Below are 22,314 nucleotides of genomic sequence, written 5' to 3' on the forward strand. Positions count from 1 at the left end.
GTCAGTCCTCCACGCGTGTCGTGCGCGTCAAGGCGCAGAATTGCTGGCCGCTGGCCAGCAGCAGGTCCACGCCCAGCGGAAAGCGGGCATTGTTGGCGCGCCAGGCCGGCCGGAAATCGGCGGGCAGGCCGCGCACGTGCAGCGCCTGCGTGGTCTCGATGCCGGGGCCGGTCAGCGTCAGCGCGTCGCCGTCGCGCAGCGAATCGACCTCGACGATCAGCGTGGCGGAGCGGTCCGGATAGGCAGGCAGGCCTTGCGCGCAGTCGGCCAGCGCGGGCATGGCATGCCCGGCGGGCACGCACACGAAGGTGGCGTCGGCAAGGGCATCGGCCAGCGGGCAGCCGCAGTGAAAACGCAGGAAAGCGCGCGCGGCGGCCGGCACGCCGGCAGGCAGCCACACGGGGGTATCCGGATCGGCCAGCGTCAGCAGCAGCGCGGCCAGTACCGGGGACAGGCCTTCGGGCTGGCCGCTGCCGACGGGCAGCACTTCCAGGCGGCCCGGATGCGCGAACGCTTCAAGCGTGGCGCGGAACACGGCCTGTGCATCATCGACCGGATTGTCGAAGCCGGGCAGCAGCGAGGTGGCCGGGGTGGGGCTGGGAGCGAAGGCCTGCATCGTATTCTGGGGGGGCGACATCTCAATCTTCTCCGCGGGCCATCGTGAAGAATTCCACGCGGGTTTGCGCGGCGGTGGCGGCCTGCCGCGCGGCGCGTTCGGTCAGGGCCTGCGCCAGCGGGGCGACGACCACGTCCTGCACGCGCTGGTGCCAGGACGGCCGTTGCAGCAGGGCATCGAGCACGGCGGCCTGTTCGGCGTGGCGCTGGCCGCGACCCTGCACATACGCGACGCCGGCCGTGGCCGCCACATCGCCGGATTCGTCCAGCACCACGGCGCAGCGTGTGACCGACATTTCACCCAGGTTGAACTGGGCGCCGGTGCCGCCCGCCCGGGCGCGCACCATGGCCATGCCCGATTCGGGCTTGCGCAACAGGCGATATCCCGGCAGGGTGGCCTGTTCCTGCAGCCGGGTGTACGCCGCATCGAGCGCATCCGACTGGGCCAGCGCCAGCACCCGCAGCCAGGCGGCACGTGCCGCATTGGCCTGGTTGGCGGTTTCACTTTGCATGATCACCCCTATACGTCTATACGTTTAGATGTAAACTACCACAACACGGCGATACTAGACCACAGCCACATGAACGTTTCGTGACGGGTCGGGGACTTTGCTCGGACACCTGACCGGCGCACCGGGACTCGGGCACAATCGCACGGCAACCATTAAGGCTTGATGACACAGGGCAGAGCGAAGATGTCTGATCGGGAAGTGGAACGGGGCTCCGGCGTGGCGGTGTGGCGCCAGATTGGCGAGGCGCTGGCGGAGGACATCCGCAACAAACTCTATGGTCCCGGCGAGCAGCTGCCGCCGGAGCCGGAACTGGCCACGCGCTTTGCCGTGAACCGGCACACCATCCGCCGCGCGATGGGCGAACTGGAACTGAGCGGTCTGGTTCGCATCGAGCAGGGCCGCGGTACCTTCGTGCAGGAGCATGCGATCGACTACGCGATCGGCCGCCGCACGCGCTTTTCGCAGAACCTGGCCGCGCAGGGCATGCGCGGGCATCTGGAGATCGTCGACAGCCAGACGCTGCGCGCGCCGGAGATTGCCAGGCACCTGGGCCTGCCGCGCACGGCCGATATCCTGCATATCCAGATGGTGGGCAAGGCCGAAGCGCGCACCATCGACGTCGCCGAGCATTATTTCGATCCGAAGCGGTTTCCGGGCCTGGAAGATGCCGTGCGCGAGACGCAGTCCATTTCGCGTGCGCTGGCGCAGTTCGGCATTGCCGACTACACGCGCAAGTGGTCGCGCATCACCGCGGCCATGCCCAGCGCCCCGGTGGCGCGGCTGCTGAACCAGCCCAAGACGCGCCCCGTGCTGCAGGTGGAGGCGCTCAACGTCGATATCGACGGCGTGCCCGTGCAGTACAGCATGACCCGATTCGCTGGCGACTGGGTGCAGCTTACGGTGTCCGACAACGACTGACAGACGGGCCGCTTGCCCTGGCGGCACAGTCGGCCTCATGGCTTGATCCGGCATGCGACCCTATTGGTCTAGACATATGTATGTCATGTGCCGGCGCTAACTTGCTGGCGAACCCGTAACGCCCATCATGCAAACGACAATACAAACCTGTTCGCTCCCGCTGCACGGCATCACTGGCCGCCGTGTGCTGGGTGCCGGTACCATCGCCCCCGCCACGCTGGGCTTCGAGCAAGGCAACATCGCGCAGCAGGCCGGCGGCAGCGGCCCCTGCATCGACGCCGGAGACCTGCTGGTGCTGCCCGGCATCGTCGATATCCATGGCGATGCGTTCGAACGGTCGGTGATGCCGCGTCCCGGCGTCAGCTTTCCATATGGCCCGGCGCTGCTCGATGTGGACCGCCAGCTGCTGGCGCATGGCATCACGACCGAATTCCACGGCGTGACGCTGTCCTGGGAAGGGGGGCTGCGCGGTGAAGCCTACGCGGTGCGCATGTTCGAGGCGCTGTCGCAACTGGCGCCGGTGCTCGGTGCGTCGCACAAGGTGCACCTGCGCTTCGAGGCCTACCACCTGGCCGGCGTGGAGACGGCCCTGCAATGGATGGCCGATGGCCGCGTGAGCCTGCTGGCCATCAACGACCATCTGCCGACCATGGCGCGCCGCATGAACGACGAGCGCAAGCTGGCCCAATACGCCGAGCGCGCCGAGTGCGACATGGAGGCATTCCGCAGCCGCCTGCGCGCGGCCAGCCGCCACGCGCAGGACGTGCCGGCCGCCGTTTCGCAACTGATCAGTGCCGCGCGCGAGGCTGGCCTGCCGGTGGCGTCGCACGACGATCCCGATGTGGCCACGCGCCAGCACTACCATCGCCAGGGCTGCGCCATCGCCGAATTTCCGCTGACCGTGGAAGTGGCCAGGCTGGCGCGCCAGATCGGCGACGAGACCGTGTTCGGTGCCCCCAATGTGCTGCGCGGCCAGAGCCACACCGGCGCGCCCAATGCCACCGAAATGATTGCCGCTGGCCTCTGTACCGTGCTGGCTTCGGATTATTACTATCCCGCGCCGCTGCAGGCTGCGTTCAAGCTCGTGCAACTGGGTGTCTGCAGCCTGCCCGAGGCCTGGCATCTGGTGTCGCGTAACCCGGCACGCGCGGCCGGCCTGCGCGACCGTGGCGCGCTGGTGCCGGGCATGCGTGCCGATGCGGTGCTGATCGACGACAGCCTGCCGGGCCTGCCGCGCGTGTGCGGCACCATCGTCAATGGCGAACTGCGCCACGCCGCCGTGGCGCTGCCGCTGATCGACCTGGCCAACCAGGCCAGCCTGGCCGCATGAGCCAGGCGACCCGACCCTCCCGATCGGCCCATCGCTATGCGATCTACCTGGCACCTGCCGAGCCATTCCGCAGCTTCGGCGCGCAATGGCTGGGCCGCGATGCCGATACGGGTGCCGCGCTGCCGCTGCCCCCGGGCATCGCACAGCGGCCCGCCGAGTGGGTCAAGGCCCCCGCGCACTACGCGCTGCACGCGACCTTGAAACCGCCATTCCGGTTGGCCGAAGGCACGGACGCGGCCATGCTCGATGGCGCCATGCGCGCCTTCGCTGCGGGGCGCCAGCCGTTCGACGCCCCGCTGACGCTGCGTGCGCTGCGCGGCTTCCTGGCCTGGTGTCTGGACGATGCCGACGGCGAGGGCGGCCGGCGGATGCATGCGCTGGCCGATGCCTGCGTCACCGGGTTCGATCGTTTCCGCGCGCCGCCCACCGAAGCCGAGATCGCGCGCCGCAACCCGGACCGGCTGAGTCCGGCGCAACGGCGGCATCTCGATGCATGGGGCTATCCGTACGTGTTCGACACGTTCACTTTCCACATCACGCTGACCGGCATGCTCGACGCGGCCGACGAGGCCGCGGCCTTCGATAGGCTGTCGGCGGCGGGCGCCCGGCTGCTGGAGCAGCCGCTGCACGTGGACAGCATCAGTCTTTATGTGCAACCCGAGGCCGGCGCCGACTTCGTCGCCGCGCGTCACTATCGCTTCGACGGCACCACGGTGGACGGTGCCGGCGCGGGCTGGCTGGCATGAGTCTCCGCCCTGAGACCGACGGCAATGGCCTGTTCTACGTGATGGGCCCGTCCGGCAGCGGCAAGGATTCACTGCTGCGGGCCCTGCACGAACGGCTGAAGCCGGCCGACCCGGTGGTCATCGCCCATCGCTATATCACGCGCGCCGCCGATGCCAACGAGGCGTCGGTGGCGCTGACCGCCGATGAGTTCACGCGCCGCGTCGGGCTGGGCTGCCTGGCCATGCACTGGCAGAGCCACGGCTTGCATTACGGTATCGGCGTGGAGATCGAGCAGTGGCTGGCGCAGGGCCTGAAGGTCATCGTCAATGGATCGCGCGAATACCTGCCCGACGCGGCGGCGCGCTATCCGAAGCTCTGTGCCGTGCATGTGCGCGTGAAACCCGAGACGCTGGCGGTGCGCCTGCGCAATCGTGGCCGCGAAACCGAAGCGGCGATTGCCGGGCGCCTGGCACGGGCCACGCAACCGTTCGATGTGCCGGCTGGCTGCCGGCTGGTCGAAATCGACAACAGCGGTGAACTGAAGGATTCGGCTGACGCGTTTGCCAGCCTGATCGCCGGTTGACCGGCTGACCCTCTCCCCCGGCCCCTCTCCCGCGTGGCGGGAGAGGGGAGCTACCAGAGCGCGGCTGATGTCCCGTGGTTTTCTCCCCCTTCCTCGTGGCGGGAGGGGTTAGCAACCAGAGCGCGGCTGATATCCCGTGGTTTTCTCCCCTCTCCCGCGTGGCGGGAGAGGGGCGGGGGAGAGGGCCAGCGTCTCAATCCCTGGCGCGCCCCGCGTCAGGCATCGCGCCTCACACGTGGCGCACGCAGCGCGCCGCCGGATGTCATACCAGCACCTTGCGGATCTGGGCCGACATCATGTCGATGGCCACCACGAACAGGATGATGATGATCATCACCGCGCAGGTCTGGGCGTACTGGAAGCTGCGAATGATCTCCCACAGCACGGTGCCGATGCCACCGGCACCGACGATGCCCACCACCGACGCCGAGCGCACGTTCGATTCGAAGCGATACAGCGCGAACGACAGCCACAGCGGCAGCACCTGCGGGATCACGCCGTAGACGATTTCCTCGATCGGGCCGGCGCCGGTGGCGCGCACGCCTTCCACGGGGCGCGGGTCGATGGCCTCGACGGCTTCGGCAAACAGCTTTGCCAGCACGCCCATGGTGTGGATCCAGATGGCCAGCACGCCGGCGAACGGACCCAGGCCCACGGCGACGATGAACAGCATCGCGAACACCATTTCATTGATGGCGCGGCAGGCATCCATGATGCGCCGGGCGGGCTGGTACACCCATACCGGCACGATGTTGGCCGAGCACAGCAGCCCCAGCGGCACGGCCATCAGCACGGCCAGTGCGGTGCCCCACAGCGCGATCTGTACCGTCACCAGCATCTCGTCGAGATAGTTCTGCCAGTCGCGGAAGTTGGGCGGGAAGAAATCGGCGGCGAACTTTGCCATGTTGCCGGCATCGCGCAACAGGTCCAGCGGGCGCATGTCGGCGCCCTGCCACGACATGGCGAGCAGAGCCAGTAGCACTGCCCAGATCAGCATCACGGACAGGGACGTGCGCGGCGGCCGAACATGGCTTTGGGGCGAAGGGGGCAGGCCAGGCTTGGCGGTGGCGGTCATGGGGAATCCGGAAGGGAAGGCGGGAAACAGGGAAGACCGGCAGCGCCCGCATCGGGCATCGCCGGTCTCCGGTACGGCTTACTGCTGCACGGTGGCGGCGGCCGCCTTGTCCAGGTCGGCCAGGCGACGCGTCACGTCGGCCAGCTTCTTTTCCTTGTCGGCGGCGGCCAGCGTGGTATCGGTCTCGATCCTGGCCTTTTCCTTGGCCAGCTCGATCTGGCGGATCGGCACCAGCTGGGCATCGCTCGACGGGCGGAAGCCCTGGTAGGTCAGCGCGGCCAGCGTTTCCTTCTCGCGCGCGGCGTTGGCGCCCTTGCCGTAGTTGACGAAGAAGGTCTGGATCTTCTTCTTCATCTCCGGCGACAGGTCCTTGCGGTAGACCAGCGGATCGGCCGGGATCAGCGGCGACTTCCACAGCACGCGCACTTCGTCATAGGCGTTCTTGCCCGTGTTGATGCGGTAGCGTTCGAAGTTTTCGGTGTTGTTCACGGCCACATCCACCTGCTTGTTCAGCACCGACAGCAGGTTGGTTTCGTGGTTGCTGATGCGCACGGCCTTGAACAGCGTCTTCGGTTCCACCTTGTTGGCGGCCCACAGGTAGTACCCCGGTACGGCCGTCCCCGACGTCGAATTCGGGTCGCCGGCGCCGTACGACAGATCGCGGCCGCGCTTGATCACGTCCTCGACCGACTTCAGGTCGCTGTCCTTGCGCACGATCAGCAGCGACCAGTAGCCCGGGTTGCCGTCCTTGTCGATCACCGACGCGAACACTTCGCCATTGGCGCGGTCCACGGCTTCCATGGCCGACTTGTTGCCGAACCAGGCGATCTGCACCTTGTTGAAGCGCATGCCTTCGATGATGCCGGCGTAGTCCGAGGCAAAGAACGGCTTGACCGGCACGCCCAGCGTCTTGCTCAGGTCGTCGATGACCGGCTGCCACGCATTCTTCAGGTTCGACGACGATTCGGTCGAGATGAAGCCGATGTTCAGGGTCTTGGCATCCTGGGCAAAGGCGGGCAGCGCCACGACACCCGACGCCACCACGGCGAGGAAGGTTCTGCGAAGCATCGAAAACTCCGTTTGGAAAGACTGATGGGGAAACGCGGTCTGGGTAATTCGTAAAAATGCGATCAGGCGGTGGCCAGGTCCATCCGGACCATGGCCGGGACGGGTACGCCGGCGGCCGGCGCCGGCGCGTCGGGCACGCTGTCGTGCAGCAGCTCGTCGGCCTCGGTGCCGTACAGGTCGCGCAGCATCTTCGGCGTCAGCGCGGCCGAGGGACCGTCGTACACCACCTTCCCGTGGCGCAGGGCCACCACACGGGGGCAGTAGCGCATGGCCACATCCACCTGGTGCAGCGACACCACCACGGCTACCTTGCGGGTGCGATTGATCTGGGCAAGCAGCGACATCACGCGACGCGACGATTCGGGGTCCAGCGACGCAATCGGCTCGTCGGCCAGGATCACGCGGGCGTTCTGCACCAGCGTGCGGGCGATGGCGGCGCGCTGCTGCTGGCCACCCGACAGCGTCGAGGCGCGCTGAAACGCATAGTCGTCTATACCAACCTGGGCCAATGCATCGAGGCCGGTCTGCACTTCGTCCGCCTTGAAATAGCGGATCAGGCTGCGCCACTTGGGCACGCGGGTCAGCAGGCCGACCAGCACGTTGGTGATCACCGGCAGGCGGCCCACCAGGTTGAACTGCTGGAACACGAATCCAATCTCTGCGCGCACCTTGCGGACATCGCGCGCCAGACGGCCGTTGCGCTGCACCGTGCGGCCGTTGACGAGAATCTCGCCCGAACCGGTGTCGCCAGCGACAAAGCCGGCCATGTGGCGCAGCAGCGTCGACTTGCCCGAACCCGAGGCGCCCAGCAGGGCAACCATCTCGCCGGGGGCGATGTGCAGCGTGACGTCGTCAAGCGCCTTGCGGTCCGCGCGGAACGACTTTCTCAGGCCGCGCACTTCGATTGCATGCGTCATGTCGACTCCCTTGCTTGAATGACCTGCGCATTCTGGCGAGGGCGGATGACAGAACGATGACGTGAGGCAGAGGTTTTTCGATGCGGGGAGGCGAGTGCGCGATGGGGCGCAGGGCGGGGGTGGGACGGGGCAGATGGCCGAGCGGCGCGCGGCAGGCCGTGCAACCGATGTCAGGCCCGTGGTTCAGCGCCCGGCGCCATGCAGGAGCCGGGGCTGTGCCTTACATCAGGATGATGTCGTACTGTTCCTGGTGGAACGTCGATTCCACCTGCAGCGAAATCGGCTTGCCGATGAAGTCGCCCAGCATGGCCATGTGCTGGCTTTCCTCTTCGAGGAACAGGTCGATCACTTCCTGCGAGGCCAGGATGCGGAATTCGCGCGGGTTGAACTGGCGCGATTCGCGCATGATCTCGCGCAGCACGTCGTAGCAGACCGTCCGCGCGGTCTTGACCTGGCCCTTGCCGGTGCAGACCGGGCATTGCTCGCACAGCACATGCGCCAGCGATTCGCGCGTGCGCTTGCGCGTCATCTCCACCAGGCCCAGCTGCGAGAAGCCGTTCACCGTGATGCGCGTGCGGTCGCGCGACAGCGCGCGCTTGAGCTCCGAGAGCACCGCGTCGCGATGCTCCACGTTCTCCATGTCGATGAAGTCGATGATGATGATGCCGCCCAGGTTGCGCAGGCGCAGCTGGCGCGCGATGGTGTGCGCCGCTTCGAGGTTGGTCTTGAAGATCGTGTCGTCGAAGTTGCGCGCGCCGACGTAGCCGCCGGTATTGACGTCGATCGTCGTCATCGCCTCGGTCTGGTCGATCATCAGGTAGCCGCCGGACTTCAGGTCCACCCGGCGCGACAGCGCCTTCTCGATCTCGGCGTCGATATTGAACAGGTCGAAGATCGGGCGCTCGCCGGTGTAGTGCGACAGGCGCGACAGCACCGCCGGCGTGTATTCCTGGGCAAACTCGACGAGCTTCACGAAATTCTCGCGCGAGTCCACCTGGATCACGCCCGTGGCGTCGTTGATGAAATCGCGCAGCACGCGCTGGGCCAGGTTCAGGTCCTGGTACAGCAGGCTCGGCGCCGGCTGCGTGGTGGCGTTCAGCCGGATCGACGCCCAGATCTTGCGCAGGTAGGCGATGTCGTTGCTCAGTTCCTCGTCGCTGGCTTCCTCGGCAATGGTCCGCACGATGAAGCCGCCGCGCTCGTCGCCCGGCACCAGGCCCTGCACGCGTGAGCGCAGCGCCTCGCGGTCGATTTCGCCTTCGATGCGCTGCGAGATGCCGATATGCGGGTCCTGCGGCAGGTACACCAGCGTGCGGCCCGCGATGCTGACCTGCGTGGACAGCCGCGCGCCCTTGGTGCCGATCGGGTCCTTGATCACCTGCACCATCAGCGCCTGGCCTTCGAACAGCGTCTTCTCGATGGCCAGGTGGCCGTTCTTCTCGCCGTCGCGCGGATGCCAGATGTCGGCCACGTGCAGGAACGCCGCGCGCTCCAGGCCGACATCGATGAATGCCGACTGCATGCCCGGCAGCACGCGCACGACCTTGCCCAGATAGATGTTGCCGACCAGCCCGCGCGTGAGCGTGCGTTCGACGTGCAGTTCCTGCACGGCCGCCTGCTGCACGATGGCCACACGGGTCTCTTGCGGCGTGATATTGACGAGGATGTCTTCGGTCATAGCCATGGATGCCGTCGCCGGTCTGCCGGCGCTTGTTGTTGTCGCCCGGGGAGACCGGGCATCTGACCCCTGCATGCCCTGGCCGGATGCGGCGGAGGGGGCGAGGTCAGAAGCGCAGACCCGCCTCGCGCAACAGCGCCGCCGTCTCGAACAAGGGCAGGCCCATGATACCCGAATAGCTCCCGTCGATACGCTCGACGAACTCGGCTGCGCGCCCCTGGATGCCATAGGCGCCGGCCTTCCCGAGCGGCTCGCCACTGGCCACGTAGCGGTCGATCTCGGCGGCGCCCATGGCGCGGAATGTGACGTGCGAGATCGACAGCGCATGGCGCGGGCCCAGCGCCGACACCACGGTCACTGCCGTCAGCACGCGGTGCGTGGTGCCGGACAGCGTGGCCAGCATGCGCGCGGCATCGGCGGCGTCAATCGGCTTGCCGAGGATGTCGCCACCCCGGCAGACGGTGGTATCGGAGGTCAGGATCGGCGCATCGGGCAGGCCGCGCCGCACGCGGCGCTGCAGTGCGGCATCGGCCTTGAGCGCGCAGACCCGCTGTACGTAGGCGTCGGGCGATTCACCGGGCAGTATGGCTTCGAGCGCCTCGGCGTCTTCGCCGGCATCGGCCAGCAGCAGTTCGTACTGGACGCCAAGCTGGGTCAGCAGTTCGCGGCGGCGGGGAGATTGGGAAGCAAGATAGAGGATGGAGGTCACGGAAATCGGCCAGCAGTTGTTGGCGACGATTGTACCGGCTCGGCATCGGCTTCCGCGGCCCGTGTGGGCCTGGTTCCCCTCTCCCGCAAGCGGGAGAGGGGAGCGAACCAGGGGGGGATTGGATCAGGCGCGGTGGTACGGGTGGTTCTGCGTGACCGACCAGGCGCGGTATAGCTGTTCGGCCAGCAGCACGCGCACCATGCCGTGCGGCAGGGTCAGGCTGGACAGGCGCACCAGCGTCTGGGCGCGCGCCTTGAGCGCGGGATCGAGCCCGTCGGCACCGCCGATCAGGAAGGCGACGTCGCCGCCTTCGCGCTGCCACCCGGTCAACTGCTCGGCCAGCTGCACGGTGGTCCAGTCCTTGCCGCGCTCGTCAAGCGCGACGATCCGCAACTGCTTCGACAGCGAACCCAGCACGGCCTCGATGCGCGCCGCTTCACGCTGCATCACCGTGGCGGCGTTGTTGCTGGACGACCGCGCTTCGGGCTTGACCTCGCGAAGCTCGATGCGCAGCTCGGGCGGCATCCGCTTGGTGTACTCGGCAAAGCCGGATTCGATCCACGCGGGCATCTTGTGGCCAACCGCCACGATCACGAGTTGCATGTGCGATGCCCGGTGGAAATACCTTCAGGACAGCGGGCCGACTGCGCTCAGGCCGAGCGCGTGGCGCGCTTGCGCGGCGCGGCGGTCTTCGCGGCTGCGGTCTTGGTGGCGGCCGTCTTGCGTGCCGGGGCCTTGGTGGCCGTGCCGGTGGCGGTCTTGCGTGCCGGGGCCTTGGCGGCGGTGCCGGCGGCCGTCTTGCGGGCCGGCGTCTTCGCGGCCGTGCCGGCCGACGTCTTGCGCGCCGTGGTGGTCTTGCGCGCCGGCGCCTTGGCGGCCGTGCCGGTGCCGGTGCTGGTGGTCTTGCGGACCGGCTTGCGGATCGTGGCGATGGCGTCCGGATCGGTGTCCTCGTGGCCCATCGGCGGCGACGGCTCCTTCATGCCTTCGGGCAGGCGGGCCAGTGCCGGGCGCAGGTTCGACGCACGGCGCACGCGCGGGGCCGGTTCGGCGTCCTCGTCGTCCATCGGCTCGCTGGCCTTGGCCAGGCCCTTGGCAGCGGCCAGCTTCACGCGGACCGGCTTGTCGCCCCAGATTTCCTCGAGGTTGTAGTACTGGCGCAGTTGGGGCTGCAGGATATGCACCACGGCGTCGCCGCAGTCCACCAGCACCCATTCGCCGGTCTCCAGGCCTTCCACGGCCACGATATGGCCGCCGGCGTCCTTGACCGTTTCCCGTACCGATGCCGCCAGGGCCTTGGTCTGGCGGTTCGAATTGCCGCTGGCGATCACCACCCGGTCGAACAGTTCGGTCAGGTGAGTGGTGTCGAACACCTTGATGTCCTGCGCCTTCACATCCTCGAGCCCGTCGACGATCGCGCGCTGCAGTTTACGAATATCCATGGTGTCTTTCTTGTTCAGCTTCATTCGGGTAGGGGCGCGTCGGGCGAGGGGTGTCGGTACAACCCGTGACGCGCGATGTAGTGTGCCACGCCGGCCGGCAGTCGGTCATCCGTCTGGTCCGGCAACAGGCCTTCGGCCAGGTGCTCGCGCAGGCCGGTGGACGACAGGTCGACGGCCAGCGTCTGGTCGATCCACATATGTCCGGAGGGCGAGCATTGTATCAGGTGCGTGTCCGCCAGGCGTTCCTGCAGCGCGGCAAGCACCGGCCCGCCCAGTTCTTCCAGGTGAAAGCCCGGCCGCGTGGCGATGCACAGGTGCACCTGTTCGAACAGCGCCTCCCAGCCGTGCCAGGTGTGCAGCCGCAGCAACTGGTCGGCACCCATCAGCCACGCCATCGACGTATGCGGGCCGTATGCGTCGCGCAGGTGACGTACGGTGTCGATCGTGTAGCTCGGGCCGTCGCGGTCCACTTCCATGCGGCTGACACGTACCTTGGCGCGGCCCGGCACCAGCGATGCGGCCGCCAGTTCGGTCATGGCGAAGCGGTCGGCGGCCGGGGTCACATGGTCGCCCTTCTGCCACGAATGGCCGGTCGGGATCCAGACCAGTTCGTCCAGGTCCAGGTGGTCGATGCACAGTTGCGCCAGCGCGACATGGCCGCGGTGGGGCGGGTCGAAGGTGCCGCCGAGGATACCCAGGCGGTAGGGGCGCTGCGGGTCGTCGAGCCGGGCGGCGGCTTGGGGGGCTTCGGTCATCAGGTTCAGGCCCACGCGCGCGCCGGCAGGAAATCGGTATAGAGCGCCGCTTCCGGCGTGCCCGGCTGGGGCTGCCAGTCGTAGCGCCAGGTCACCTGCGGGGGCATCGACATCAGGATCGACTCGGCACGGCCGCCCGACTGCAGCCCGAACAGCGTGCCGCGATCGAACACCAGGTTGAATTCGACGTAGCGCCCGCGACGATAGGCCTGGAAGTCGCGCTCGCGTTCGCCATAGGGCGTGTCCTTGCGCGCGCGCAGGATCGGCAGGTAGGCGTCCAGGAAGGCATCGCCCACCGAGCGCATCATCGCAAAGCTCTGGTCGAAGCCCGGGGCGGAGACATCGTCAAAGAAGATACCGCCGATGCCGCGCGCCTCGCCGCGATGCCTGAGGAAGAAATATTCGTCGCACCACTGCTTGAAGCGCGGGTACAGGTCATCGCCAAACGGTGCCAGCGCCGCCTTGCACGTGCGGTGGAAGTGCGCGCAGTCGTCGGCGACGCCGTAGTAGGGCGTCAGGTCCATGCCGCCGCCAAACCACCAGACCGGCTCGGCACCGGGCTTCACGGCGATGAAGCAGCGCACGTTCATATGCACGGTAGGCACATGCGGGTTGCGCGGATGGAATACCAGCGACACCCCCAGGGCCTCGAAGCTGCGCCCCGCCAGTTCGGGCCGGTTGGCGCTGGCCGATGGCGGCAGCGTGTCGCCGCGCACGTGCGAAAAGCCCACGCCGGCCCGTTCCATGACCGCACCGCCCTCCAGGATGCGCGTGCGGCCGCTTCCGCGCAGGCGTTCGGTGGGGGGCTTCTCCCAGCTGTCGGTCAGGAACGCCTGGCCGTCGATGGCGGCAACGGCGTCGGTGATGCGGTCTTGCAGGCCGAGCAGATAGTCACGGACTGCCTGGGAATCGATCATGATGGGCGGGTGAGGGTGGCCGGTGGCAAAGACGGCCGGGCGGGGCCGGCCGTCATCGCGGTGTCACGATTGTACCGGCTGGATTCGCCCCACGGGGTCCGGGGCGAATCCGGGAAAAACCGGCCTGACGACGGCTGTGGGCGCGGTCAGCGCTTGATGGCGCGGTAGCCGATGTCGGTCCGGAACTGCATGCCGTCGAAGTGGATCTGCTCCACGGCGGCGTAGGCGTTCTTCTGCGCGGCCCTGACCGTGTCGGCCAGGCCCACCACGCACAGCACGCGGCCGCCGGACGTGCGCAGCGTGCCGTCCTGCAGCGTGGTGCCCGCGTGGAACGTCACGGCGTCGTCGGTTTCGGCCGGGATGCCGGTGATGACGTCACCCTTGCGGGGGTTTTCCGGGTAGTCGTAGGCGGCAATGACCACGCCCAGCGCGGTGCGGCGGTCCCAGTCCAGCTCGATCTGGTCCAGCTTGCCATCCACGGCGGCTTCCATCACGTCGACCAGGTCGGTCTTCAGGCGCGCCATGATCGGCTGCGTTTCCGGATCGCCCATGCGGCAGTTGAATTCCAGCGTCTTCGGGTTGCCGTCCTTGTCGATCATCAGGCCGGCGTAGAGGAAGCCCGTGAACGGGATGCCGTCCTTTTCCATGCCGCGCACGGTCGGCAGGATGATCTCGCGCAGCGCGCGGGCGTGCAGGGCCGGCGTCACCACCGGGGCCGGCGAATAGGCGCCCATGCCGCCCGTATTGGGGCCGGCGTCGGCGTCCAGCAGCCGCTTGTGGTCCTGGCTGGTGGCCAGGGCCAGCACGTTCTTGCCGTCCACCATCACGATGAAGCTGGCTTCCTCGCCTTCCAGGAATTCCTCGATCACCACGCGGGCGCCGGCATCGCCAAGCTTGTTGTCGGCCAGCATCATGTCCACGGCGCCGTGCGCTTCTTCCAGCGTCATCGCCACCACCACGCCCTTGCCCGCGGCCAGGCCATCGGCCTTGATCACGATCGGCGCGCCCTGCGCGTCGATATAGGCGTGGGCGCCGGCGGCGTCCGAGAACGTCTTGTAGAAGGCGGTCGGGATGCCGTGGCGATGCATGAACGCCTTGGCGAAGTCCTTCGACGATTCCAGCTGCGCGGCAGCCTTGGTCGGCCCGAAGATGCGCAGGCCGCGGGCGCGGAACACATCGACGATACCGGCGGCCAGCGGGGCCTCGGGGCCCACCACGGTGAAGGCCACGCCTTCACGCTCCACAAAGGCGGCCAGCACTTCGGGATCGGTCAGCGGCACGTTCTGCAGGCGCTTGTCGAGCGCCGTGCCGCCGTTGCCCGGCGCCACGTAGACGACCTGCACCTTGGGCGACTGGGCCAATTTCCAGGCCAGTGCGTGCTCACGCCCACCGGAACCGACAACCAAAACTTTCATGATCCACTGCCAGAAAAGAAACGCATGCGAAAAGCGGCAGCTGGACCGGGATCCGGGCTGCCGCCGTGGGGCGCGGCGTGAGGGCTTATTCCTCGATCACCGCGTTGGTGAAGACTTCCTGTACGTCGTCCAGGTTTTCCAGCGCGTCCAGCAGCTTCTGCATCTTGACGGCGTCGTCGCCGGTAAAGCTGACCTCGTTCTGCGGCTTCATCACCACGTCGGCCAGTTCGGCCTTGAAGCCGGCCGCTTCCAGGGCAGCCTTGACCGCGCCGAAATCGTTGGGCGGGCAGGTGACTTCGATCGAGCCGTCGTCGTTGGTCACCACGTCGTCGGCGCCGGCTTCGAGCGCGGCGTCCATCAGCTTGTCCTCGGGCGTTTCCGGCGCGAACAGGAACTGGCCGCAGTGCGTGAACATGAACGCCACCGAACCCTCGGTGCCCATGTTGCCGCCGTGCTTCGAGAACGCGTGGCGCACTTCGGCCACGGTACGGGTGCGGTTGTCGGTCAGGCAGTCGACGATGATGGCGGCGCCGGCCAGGCCGTAGCCCTCGTAGCGGATTTCTTCGTAGTTGGCGCCTTCCAGGCCACCCACGCCACGCTGGATCGCCCGCTGGATGTTGTCCTTGGGCATGTTGGCGTCCATGGCCTTTTCCATGGCCAGGCGCAGGCGCGGGTTCGAATCGATGTCACCGCCGCCGAGCTTGGCGGCCACGGTGATTTCCTTGATCAGGCGTGTCCAGATCTTGCCGCGCTTGGCGTCAGCGGCAGCTTTCTTGTGTTTGATGTTGGCCCATTTGGAATGACCGGCCATGTTTCTCTCCGAAGCGGAAAACGTGTCGTGTGGTGTGGGAACCCGGCGGCATTGCGCCGGCGGGGCCGGGCCGGATGGGTCTCTGGGACGAATCCTGACGATCCGGCGGCCACGCCATGTGATTGATGTGCCAATCTGCTGGCTATAATCAGCGCAGGATTTTATCACGCGCCCCTGCCGCCGCAGTGCCATGTATGGGTTGTTTGCCCTGCCCGTACCCGTTCCCTATCCGCAGCGCACCTGTTTCCTGCCCCGACCGCCGACCGACGAGACCCCGCCATGGCCGATCCCATCCTTATCGCCAAGAACGCCGACCACGAAATGGTGCTGCTGCCTGAAATGGGCAACCGGCACGGCCTGATCACCGGCGCCACCGGCACCGGCAAGACCGTCACGCTGCAGACCCTGGCGCAGGGCTTCTCGCGGCTGGGCGTGCCGGTCTTCATGGCCGACGTCAAAGGTGACCTGACCGGCATTTCCCAGCCGGGCCAGCCATCGGACAAGCTGAAGGCCCGCCTGGCGGAACACGGCCTGCCCGAGCCGGTGTGGGGCGGATGCCCGACCACGCTGTGGGACGTGTTCGGCGAAAAAGGCCATCCGGTGCGCGCCACGGTGTCGCACATGGGCCCGCTGCTGCTGTCGCGCATGCTGGAACTCAACGACACCCAGCAGGGCGTGCTGAACCTGGTGTTCCGCATTGCCGATGCCGGCGGCCTGCTGCTGCTCGATGCCAAGGACCTGCGCGCGATGCTGCAGTACGTGGGCGACAACGCCAGCCAGTTCACCACCGAGTACGGCAATATCTCGTCGGCGTCGATCGGCGCCATCCAGCGTGGCCTGGTGGCGCTGGAATCGCAGGGCGCCGACAGGTTCTTCGGCGAACCGATGCTGAACCTGGACGACTTTATCCAGACCGAGAAGGGCCAGGGCGTCGTCAATATCCTGGCGGCCGACAAGCTGATGAACGCGCCGCGCCTCTATGCCACCTTCCTGCTCTGGATGCTATCGGAATTGTTCGAAAAGCTGCCCGAGGCCGGCGATCTCGACAAGCCCAAGCTCGTGTTCTTCTTCGACGAGGCGCATCTGCTGTTCAACGACGCCCCCAAGGCGCTGCTCGACAAGATCGAGCAGGTGGTGCGGCTGGTGCGGTCCAAGGGCGTGGGGGTGTATTTCGTGACGCAGAATCCCGTGGATATCCCCGACACCGTGCTGGGCCAGCTGGGCAACCGCGTACAGCACGCGCTGCGCGCCTTCACGCCGCGCGACCAGAAGGCGGTCAAGGTGGCGGCCACGACCATGCGGGCCAATCCGAAGCTGGATCTGGAACAGGTGATCGGCGAGCTGGGCGTGGGCGAGGCGCTGGTGTCGTGCCTCGATGCCAAGGGCACGCCGGGCGTGACCGAGCGCGCCTGGGTGCTGGCGCCGGGCAGCCGGATCGGTCCGGTCAACGACGACGAACGCAAGGCGCTGATCGCCAGTTCGCTGGTGGCCGGCACGTACGAGCAGACCATCGACCGCGAATCGGCCTACGAAAAACTGCGTGGCGCCGTGGCGCAGGCCTCCAACGGCACGCCGGCCGATGCGAAGGTTCCCCCGAAGCCTGGCGCCCAGCCGGGCGGCGCCCCGGCACAGGAAGAGGGCGGCTGGGTCGGTGAAGTCTGGGGCTCGCTCACGCGCGGCACGGGCAAGACCGGGCGTGGCGATTCGATCCTGGAGTCGGTGGCCAAGTCGGCGGCCCGTACGGTGGGGTCGCAGGTCGGGCGCGAACTGATTCGCGGTGTGCTGGGCAGCCTGCTGGGCGGCGGCAAGAAAAAGTAATCATCCGCCAGGGCCGCCATGTGGAAACGCCCGCATTGCGCGGGCGTCTTTTATTGCGGGCGACCCGATGATTCCGAGCCGCGCCTGGCCGCTTCCGCATCCTCGCGCGCCTTGCGGGCGAACAGGCAGGCATAGAAGGCGGCCATGCCGATGATGAATGCGATGACGGCCAGGCTGGCCAGGCCGGTCGCCGTGGAGGTGAGGATTTTCAGTGCTTCCATGGGGTGGCTCCTTGCTTGGAATATGCCGTAGACGGCATTCCAGTCTGGATCAGCCCGCCCCCATCAACATTGAGGCGCATCAAATGCCGCCGGCTCGGACAACGCCAGCCGGCGTCACAGGCACTCAGTTCTTGGTGCCGAACAGGCGGTCGCCCGCATCGCCGAGGCCCGGCACGATATAGGCGTGCGCGTCCAGATGGCTGTCCAGCGACGCAACGAACAGCTTCACGCCCGGATGCGCCTTCTGAAACACTTCGACGCCTTCCGGCGCGGCGACCAGCGCCACGAACGTGATGGCTTCGTCGGGGACGCCCCGGCGCTTGAGCACGTCCACCGCATGCGCGGCCGAGTAGCCGGTGGCCACCATCGGATCGCACAGGATGAACGAGCGGTCTTCCAGGTCCGGCAGGCGCACCAGATACTCCACCGGGCGGTGCTGTTCGTCGCGGTACACGCCGATGTGGCCGATCCGCGCCGACGGAATCAGCTCCACCAGGCCGTCGCTCATGCCCACGCCGGCGCGCAGCACCGGCACGATCGTCAGCTTCTTGCCGGCGATGACGGGGGCGTCCACTTCCACCAGCGGGGTCTCGATGCGGCGCGTGGTCAGCGGCAGGTTGCGCGTGATCTCGTAGCCCATCAGCAGCGTGATCTCGCGCAGCAGCTCGCGGAACGTGCGTGTCGACGTTTCCTTGTCGCGCATGTGCGACAGCTTGTGCTGGATCAGCGGGTGATCGAGGATGAAGAGGTTGGGGAAGCGGGGATCCTGTTTCATGGCGGGCTCGGCAAACGGTAGGGGCCCTCCCTGAGGCGAGAGGGCCCGATGCAGCGCGATTGTAATGGATGCGCGCCGGGCCGAGCGAGGCGGCTCGGCGGTCAGTCCACCGTGATGGCCGCCGATTTTGCGACCTTTCCGAACCGCTCGTACTCGGTTTGCGTCAGCGCCTGCAGCTCGGTGGCGCTCGATCCCTTCGGGTTGAAACCGGCCTGGGCCAGCTTGTCGCGCACGTCGGGACGGGCCAGGGCTTCGACGAAGGCGGCGTTCAGGGCCTGGGTCACCGGCGCGGGCAGGTTGGCCGGGCCATACACGCCAAACCACGGTTCCACGGCGTAGCCGGGGAGGCCGGCTTCGGCCAGCGTGGGCACGTTGGGCAGCGACGGCGAGCGCGTCTTGCCCGCCACGGCCAGCGCGCGCAGCTTGCCGGCCTGGATATGGGGCAGCGACGCGGGCAGGTTGTCGAACATCACCTGGATATGACCGCCCAGCATGTCGTTGATGGCCGGGCTGCTGCCCTTGTAAGGCACATGGACCAGCCCGGTCTGCGTCATCTGCGAGAACATCGCGCCGGCCAGGTGCATCGACGTGCCGGTGCCCGCCGTGGCATAGGTCAGGCCCGGATGCGCCTTGGCATAGGCGATCAGTTCCGGCACCGTCTTCACGGGCAGGTCGTTGTTCACTTCCAGCACGATGGTCGAGGTGCCCAGCAGGCTGATGGCCGTGAAATCGCGGCGCGGATCGAACGGTACGTGCTTGTAGATATGCGGGTTCAGCGCGTTGGTCGAAATGGCCCCAAAGCCGATCGTGTAGCCATCGGCAGGCGCCTTGGCCACGGCTTCCATGCCGATGTTGCCGCCCGCGCCGGGCCGGTTCTCGATGACCACGGGCTGCCCCAGCTTCTCGGCAACGCGCTGGCCGACGGTGCGCGCCACCAGGTCGGTGGTGCCGCCCGCCGCGTAGGGCACGACGAAGCGGATGGGTTTGCTCGGGAAGGCGTCGGCGGCCAGGGCACTGCCGGCGCCGGCCAGCATCGGCAGGACGGATGCGGCCAGTGCGGTACGAACGGTGGCGGACAGGAAAACGCGACGGCGCGCGGCAAGGCGATGGAGCGGCATGGCTCGGGAATCTCCGAAATGTTGTTATATGGCCAGTGCACGCACCATGACGGTGCGTGGCCCGGCGCGACCCATTGTATGGGAAAGCAGGCATTGCCGCCGGATGCCCCGGCGCCGGGCCGGCGCCCCGAGCACTGGCGGCTTTTGACATACAATCGGCGGGTTCCGCCGTGCCGCCTGCGTTGAGCGTGGGCGCGGCCCGGCGTCAAGATTCCAGCGTCCCCGTGCCTGCTTCCCAGAAGTCCCTCTCCCCGTCCGCCGAAGTGCCTGTCGCACAGCGCGTCGGACTTGCCACCGCGGCCGTCGGCGCCGTGCTGTTTTCCGCCAAGGCCATCGTGGCCAAGCTCATGTACCGCTACAGCGTGGATGCCGTGATGGTCATCACGCTGCGCATGCTCTTTGCGGTGCCGCTGTTCATGGCCATCGGGTGGTGGCAGGCACGCAAGCTGCCGGCGCTGTCATGGGCCGATCGCGGCCGGGTGGTGTTCCTCGGATTCATCGGCTATTACCTGTCGAGCTTTCTGGATTTCCTGGGCCTGCAGTACATCACGGCCGGGCTGGAGCGGCTGATCCTGTTCCTGACGCCGTCGTTCGTGCTGCTGGTCACGGCGCTGGTGTTCCGCCGCCATATTCATGCCCGCCAGTGGATTTCGCTGCTGCTGGCCTATGCCGGCATCGTGCTGGTGTTCGCGCACGACCTCGATGTCAGCGGCGGCCAGGTCTGGCTGGGCGGCGCGCTGGTGCTGGCCAGCGCGATGTCGTATGGTGTGTATCTGATTCTGAGCGGCGAACTGGTCAAGCGCGTGGGGTCGCTGCGGCTCGTGGCGTATGCGATGTGCGTCTCCACGCTGTGCTGCGTGATCCAGTACGTGGTGCTGGGCCGGCCGCTGGCCGAACTGGCGCAGCCGGCGCCCGTGCTGTGGCTGTCGGTCATCAACGCGGTATTTTGTACCGTGCTGCCGGTGTCGCTGACGATGATCGCGGTGTCGCGCATCGGGGCGCCGCTGGCATCGCAGGCCGGCATGATCGGCCCGGTGTCCACGCTGGCGCTGGCGTTCTGGCTGCTGGGCGAGCCGGTCACGGGCGTGCAGTTGGCCGGTAGCGCGCTGGTGCTGGGTGGTATGTATCTGCTGTCGAGCCGGAAGGCCTGAAACAAGTCATTCGAAGAGAACCAACCAAGGAAGGAGAGGGAAGCCATGGATTTTGGACTGCGCGGTAAGCATGCGCTGGTGTGCGGCGCCAGCAAGGGGCTTGGGCTGGCGTGTGCCGATGCGCTCGCGGCGGAAGGTGTCGATGTGGTGATCGTGGCCCGTGGCGCCGAGGCGCTGGAGAAGGCCGCCGCCGACCTGCGCGCCCGCCATGGCCGCCGCGTGATCGCGGTGGCCACCGACATCACCACGCCGGAAGGCCGCAAGCTGGCCCTGGACGCCGTGGCCAAGCTGGGCGACCTGGACATCCTGGTGAACAACGCCGGCGGCCCGCCGCCGGGCAACTTCCGCGACTGGGGCCGCGACGCGTGGATCGCCGCGCTGGACGCCAACATGCTGACGCCGATCGAACTGATCAAGTCGACCATCGACGGCATGATCGCGCGCCGCTGGGGCCGCATCGTCAACATCACCAGCGGTGCCGTGAAGGCGCCGATCGACGTGCTGGGCCTGTCCAATGGTGCCCGTTCGGGCCTGACCGGTTTCGTGGCCGGCCTGGCGCGCGAAGTGGCGCAGCATGGCGTGACCGTGAACAACCTGCTGCCGGGGCCGTTCGACACCGACCGCCTGAAGAAGACGATGGAAGGCGGCGCGCAGAAGGCCGGCATCAGCATCGAGGAAATGGCCAAGCGTCGCGCTGCCGCCAACCCGAGCCGCCGCTTCGGCGATCCGGCCGAGTTCGGCGCCACTTGCGCGTTCCTGTGCAGCAAGCAGGCCGCCTACATGACGGGCCAGAACGTGCTGCTGGACGGCGGCGCCTACCCGGGGACGTTCTGATGGGACCATCGGAAATCATGCCGGAGCCCCGGCCGCGTATCGCGCTGATTGCCCACGATCACAAGAAGGACGACATCGTGGCCTTTGCCGGCCGCCATCGCGACTTCCTGGCGCGGTGCGACCTGCTCGCCACCGGCACGACCGGCGGCCGTATCGCGGCCGAGGTCGGGCTGGAGGTCACCCGCATGTTGTCGGGCCCTTGGGGCGGCGACCTGCAGATCGGCGCGCAACTGGCCGAGGGGCGCGTCACGGCGGTGATTTTCCTGCGTGACCCGATGACCCCGCAGCCGCACGAACCGGACATCAACGCGCTGGTGCGTGCGTGCGACGTCCACAATGTGCCATGCGCCACCAATCTGGCCACGGCCGAGTTGCTGGTGGTGGAACTGGCGCGGCACTGCTTCGTGCCGAAGGCCTGATCGCCGGCCAGCCACGCGCCCATGAAAAAACCGCTGCTTTCCGCAGCGGTTTTTCTTTGGCTCTTTGGGTGACGCCGGGGGGCGCCAGCGTCAGCGCGGCCTGACCGTGGTGGCGGTGGCGCGCATCTCGGCCTGGCGCAGGATGTGCGGCGGCAGGCGCTTTAGAATCAGATGAACGGCCAGCGGAATGATGACCACGTCGTCCACGATGCCAAGGCCGGCAATCACGTCGGGGATCAGGTCGATGGGCGAGATCGCGTAGCACAGCAGGCCGAACGCGGCCGGCTTGAGCCACGGCGGCGCGTCGGGGTGGCGCAGGGCAAACCAGAACAGCCGGCCGTCGCGCCGTACCAGCGTCCACAGGGCTGACAGTCGCTTCCACATGATGGGCCTCCTTGGTCACACGTTCAGCAGGACATGAACGAGTAGCTTGGGCCGATCAGGGGGGATTCAAGTTCCTGAGGGTTTTCTCCCCTCTCCCGGCGGGCGGAAGAGGGGAGCCGGCTG

The 22,314-nt window shown here is 67.5% G+C and carries 25 protein-coding genes; 8 read left to right on the forward strand and 17 right to left on the reverse strand.

The features are described from left to right. Position 1 precedes the first annotated feature (1 nt). Together phnH and phnG are read right to left on the reverse strand one after the other, a co-directional pair. A complete protein-coding gene (gene phnH / locus AC3FJ6_RS06175; protein ID WP_488771122.1) occupies positions 2-637 on the reverse strand; it encodes a phosphonate C-P lyase system protein PhnH in 636 nt (211 codons plus the stop codon). A 1-nt stretch (position 638) separates the two neighbouring features. Next, positions 639-1,127, reverse strand: a complete 489-nt coding sequence (gene phnG, locus AC3FJ6_RS06180; protein ID WP_488771123.1) for a phosphonate C-P lyase system protein PhnG — start codon at positions 1,125-1,127, stop codon at positions 639-641. Positions 1,128-1,310: 183 nt separating this feature from the next. Here phnG and phnF point away from each other — a divergent pair, with 183 nt between their 5' ends. The 4 genes from phnF to phnN all read left to right on the forward strand — a co-directional run bounded on the left by phnF (position 1,311) and on the right by phnN (position 4,684). After that, positions 1,311-2,045, forward strand: coding sequence for a phosphonate metabolism transcriptional regulator PhnF (phnF, locus tag AC3FJ6_RS06185; RefSeq protein WP_488771125.1), 735 nt, complete (start codon positions 1,311-1,313; stop codon positions 2,043-2,045). Between the two features lie 127 nt (positions 2,046-2,172). Further along, positions 2,173-3,375: an alpha-D-ribose 1-methylphosphonate 5-triphosphate diphosphatase gene (locus AC3FJ6_RS06190; RefSeq protein WP_488771127.1), complete on the forward strand. Its 1,203-nt coding sequence runs from the start codon at positions 2,173-2,175 to the stop codon at positions 3,373-3,375. Next, entirely contained in the window at positions 3,372-4,121 is a 750-nt protein-coding gene (locus AC3FJ6_RS06195; protein WP_488771129.1) for a DUF1045 domain-containing protein, read from the forward strand. The genes AC3FJ6_RS06190 and AC3FJ6_RS06195 overlap by 4 nt, the downstream gene beginning before the upstream one ends. Beyond that, complete coding sequence (phnN, locus tag AC3FJ6_RS06200; RefSeq protein ID WP_488771131.1) at positions 4,118-4,684, forward strand: phosphonate metabolism protein/1,5-bisphosphokinase (PRPP-forming) PhnN; 567 nt, start codon at positions 4,118-4,120, stop codon at positions 4,682-4,684. The genes AC3FJ6_RS06195 and phnN overlap by 4 nt, the downstream gene beginning before the upstream one ends. Positions 4,685-4,946: 262 nt before the next feature. Here phnN and phnE read toward each other — a convergent pair whose 3' ends face one another. The 11 genes from phnE to AC3FJ6_RS06255 form a co-directional block, all read right to left on the reverse strand. Next, positions 4,947-5,759 (reverse strand): phosphonate ABC transporter, permease protein PhnE, encoded by an 813-nt coding sequence (gene phnE, locus AC3FJ6_RS06205; protein ID WP_488771133.1) that lies wholly within the window; start codon positions 5,757-5,759, stop codon positions 4,947-4,949. 78 nt (positions 5,760-5,837) lie between these two features. After that, the gene (phnD, locus tag AC3FJ6_RS06210; RefSeq protein WP_488771135.1) at positions 5,838-6,827 is read right to left on the reverse strand and encodes a phosphonate ABC transporter substrate-binding protein; all 990 of its coding nucleotides are present in this window, start codon (positions 6,825-6,827) and stop codon (positions 5,838-5,840) included. Between the two features lie 62 nt (positions 6,828-6,889). After that, positions 6,890-7,744 (reverse strand): phosphonate ABC transporter ATP-binding protein, encoded by an 855-nt coding sequence (phnC, locus tag AC3FJ6_RS06215; protein ID WP_488771137.1) that lies wholly within the window; start codon positions 7,742-7,744, stop codon positions 6,890-6,892. A gap of 220 nt (positions 7,745-7,964) precedes the next feature. Next, on the reverse strand, positions 7,965-9,422 hold the full coding sequence (gene rng, locus AC3FJ6_RS06220; RefSeq protein ID WP_153947648.1) for a ribonuclease G: 1,458 nt from the start codon (positions 9,420-9,422) through the stop codon (positions 7,965-7,967). A gap of 106 nt (positions 9,423-9,528) precedes the next feature. Continuing rightward, positions 9,529-10,131, reverse strand: a complete 603-nt coding sequence (locus AC3FJ6_RS06225) for a Maf family protein (RefSeq protein WP_488771138.1) — start codon at positions 10,129-10,131, stop codon at positions 9,529-9,531. A gap of 123 nt (positions 10,132-10,254) precedes the next feature. Beyond that, positions 10,255-10,734 (reverse strand): 23S rRNA (pseudouridine(1915)-N(3))-methyltransferase RlmH, encoded by a 480-nt coding sequence (gene rlmH / locus AC3FJ6_RS06230; protein WP_153947490.1) that lies wholly within the window; start codon positions 10,732-10,734, stop codon positions 10,255-10,257. Between the two features lie 47 nt (positions 10,735-10,781). Further along, on the reverse strand, positions 10,782-11,573 hold the full coding sequence (gene rsfS, locus AC3FJ6_RS06235; protein ID WP_488771140.1) for a ribosome silencing factor: 792 nt from the start codon (positions 11,571-11,573) through the stop codon (positions 10,782-10,784). A 20-nt stretch (positions 11,574-11,593) separates the two neighbouring features. Further along, positions 11,594-12,328 (reverse strand): nicotinate-nucleotide adenylyltransferase, encoded by a 735-nt coding sequence (locus tag AC3FJ6_RS06240; protein WP_400392166.1) that lies wholly within the window; start codon positions 12,326-12,328, stop codon positions 11,594-11,596. 5 nt (positions 12,329-12,333) lie between these two features. Beyond that, positions 12,334-13,245 carry an oxygen-dependent coproporphyrinogen oxidase gene (hemF, locus tag AC3FJ6_RS06245; RefSeq protein ID WP_488771143.1) on the reverse strand — a complete coding sequence of 304 codons (912 nt, stop codon included), beginning with the start codon at positions 13,243-13,245 and terminating at the stop codon, positions 12,334-12,336. Positions 13,246-13,391: 146 nt separating this feature from the next. Then, complete coding sequence (purD, locus tag AC3FJ6_RS06250; RefSeq protein WP_488771145.1) at positions 13,392-14,660, reverse strand: phosphoribosylamine--glycine ligase; 1,269 nt, start codon at positions 14,658-14,660, stop codon at positions 13,392-13,394. Between the two features lie 85 nt (positions 14,661-14,745). Continuing rightward, on the reverse strand, positions 14,746-15,471 hold the full coding sequence (locus tag AC3FJ6_RS06255) for a YebC/PmpR family DNA-binding transcriptional regulator (protein ID WP_092594768.1): 726 nt from the start codon (positions 15,469-15,471) through the stop codon (positions 14,746-14,748). Between the two features lie 279 nt (positions 15,472-15,750). On the opposite strand from AC3FJ6_RS06255, the gene AC3FJ6_RS06260 reads away from it, so the two are divergent. Further along, positions 15,751-17,289: a helicase HerA-like C-terminal domain-containing protein gene (locus tag AC3FJ6_RS06260; RefSeq protein WP_488771147.1), complete on the forward strand. Its 1,539-nt coding sequence runs from the start codon at positions 15,751-15,753 to the stop codon at positions 17,287-17,289. A 50-nt stretch (positions 17,290-17,339) separates the two neighbouring features. Here AC3FJ6_RS06260 and AC3FJ6_RS06265 read toward each other — a convergent pair whose 3' ends face one another. The 3 genes from AC3FJ6_RS06265 to AC3FJ6_RS06275 form a co-directional block, all read right to left on the reverse strand. After that, entirely contained in the window at positions 17,340-17,510 is a 171-nt protein-coding gene (locus AC3FJ6_RS06265; protein ID WP_092594764.1) for a DUF3149 domain-containing protein, read from the reverse strand. A gap of 124 nt (positions 17,511-17,634) precedes the next feature. Next, positions 17,635-18,285 carry a uracil phosphoribosyltransferase gene (upp, locus tag AC3FJ6_RS06270; RefSeq protein WP_153947501.1) on the reverse strand — a complete coding sequence of 217 codons (651 nt, stop codon included), beginning with the start codon at positions 18,283-18,285 and terminating at the stop codon, positions 17,635-17,637. A gap of 101 nt (positions 18,286-18,386) precedes the next feature. Then, positions 18,387-19,403 (reverse strand): Bug family tripartite tricarboxylate transporter substrate binding protein, encoded by a 1,017-nt coding sequence (locus AC3FJ6_RS06275; RefSeq protein WP_488771150.1) that lies wholly within the window; start codon positions 19,401-19,403, stop codon positions 18,387-18,389. 263 nt (positions 19,404-19,666) lie between these two features. On the opposite strand from AC3FJ6_RS06275, the gene AC3FJ6_RS06280 reads away from it, so the two are divergent. The 3 genes from AC3FJ6_RS06280 to AC3FJ6_RS06290 are packed head-to-tail and all read left to right on the forward strand — an operon-like array spanning position 19,667 to position 21,807. Then, positions 19,667-20,554 carry a DMT family transporter gene (locus AC3FJ6_RS06280; protein ID WP_249640954.1) on the forward strand — a complete coding sequence of 296 codons (888 nt, stop codon included), beginning with the start codon at positions 19,667-19,669 and terminating at the stop codon, positions 20,552-20,554. A gap of 45 nt (positions 20,555-20,599) precedes the next feature. Further along, positions 20,600-21,388, forward strand: coding sequence for an SDR family oxidoreductase (locus AC3FJ6_RS06285; protein WP_488771152.1), 789 nt, complete (start codon positions 20,600-20,602; stop codon positions 21,386-21,388). After that, the gene (locus tag AC3FJ6_RS06290; protein ID WP_488771154.1) at positions 21,388-21,807 is read left to right on the forward strand and encodes a methylglyoxal synthase; all 420 of its coding nucleotides are present in this window, start codon (positions 21,388-21,390) and stop codon (positions 21,805-21,807) included. The genes AC3FJ6_RS06285 and AC3FJ6_RS06290 overlap by 1 nt, the downstream gene beginning before the upstream one ends. 90 nt (positions 21,808-21,897) lie before the next feature. On the opposite strand, the gene AC3FJ6_RS06295 is transcribed toward AC3FJ6_RS06290, so the two are convergent. After that, on the reverse strand, positions 21,898-22,191 hold the full coding sequence (locus AC3FJ6_RS06295) for a YkvA family protein (protein ID WP_153947508.1): 294 nt from the start codon (positions 22,189-22,191) through the stop codon (positions 21,898-21,900). Positions 22,192-22,314 lie beyond the last annotated feature (123 nt).

It is taken from the genome of Cupriavidus sp. 94F1 (assembly GCF_057798875.1).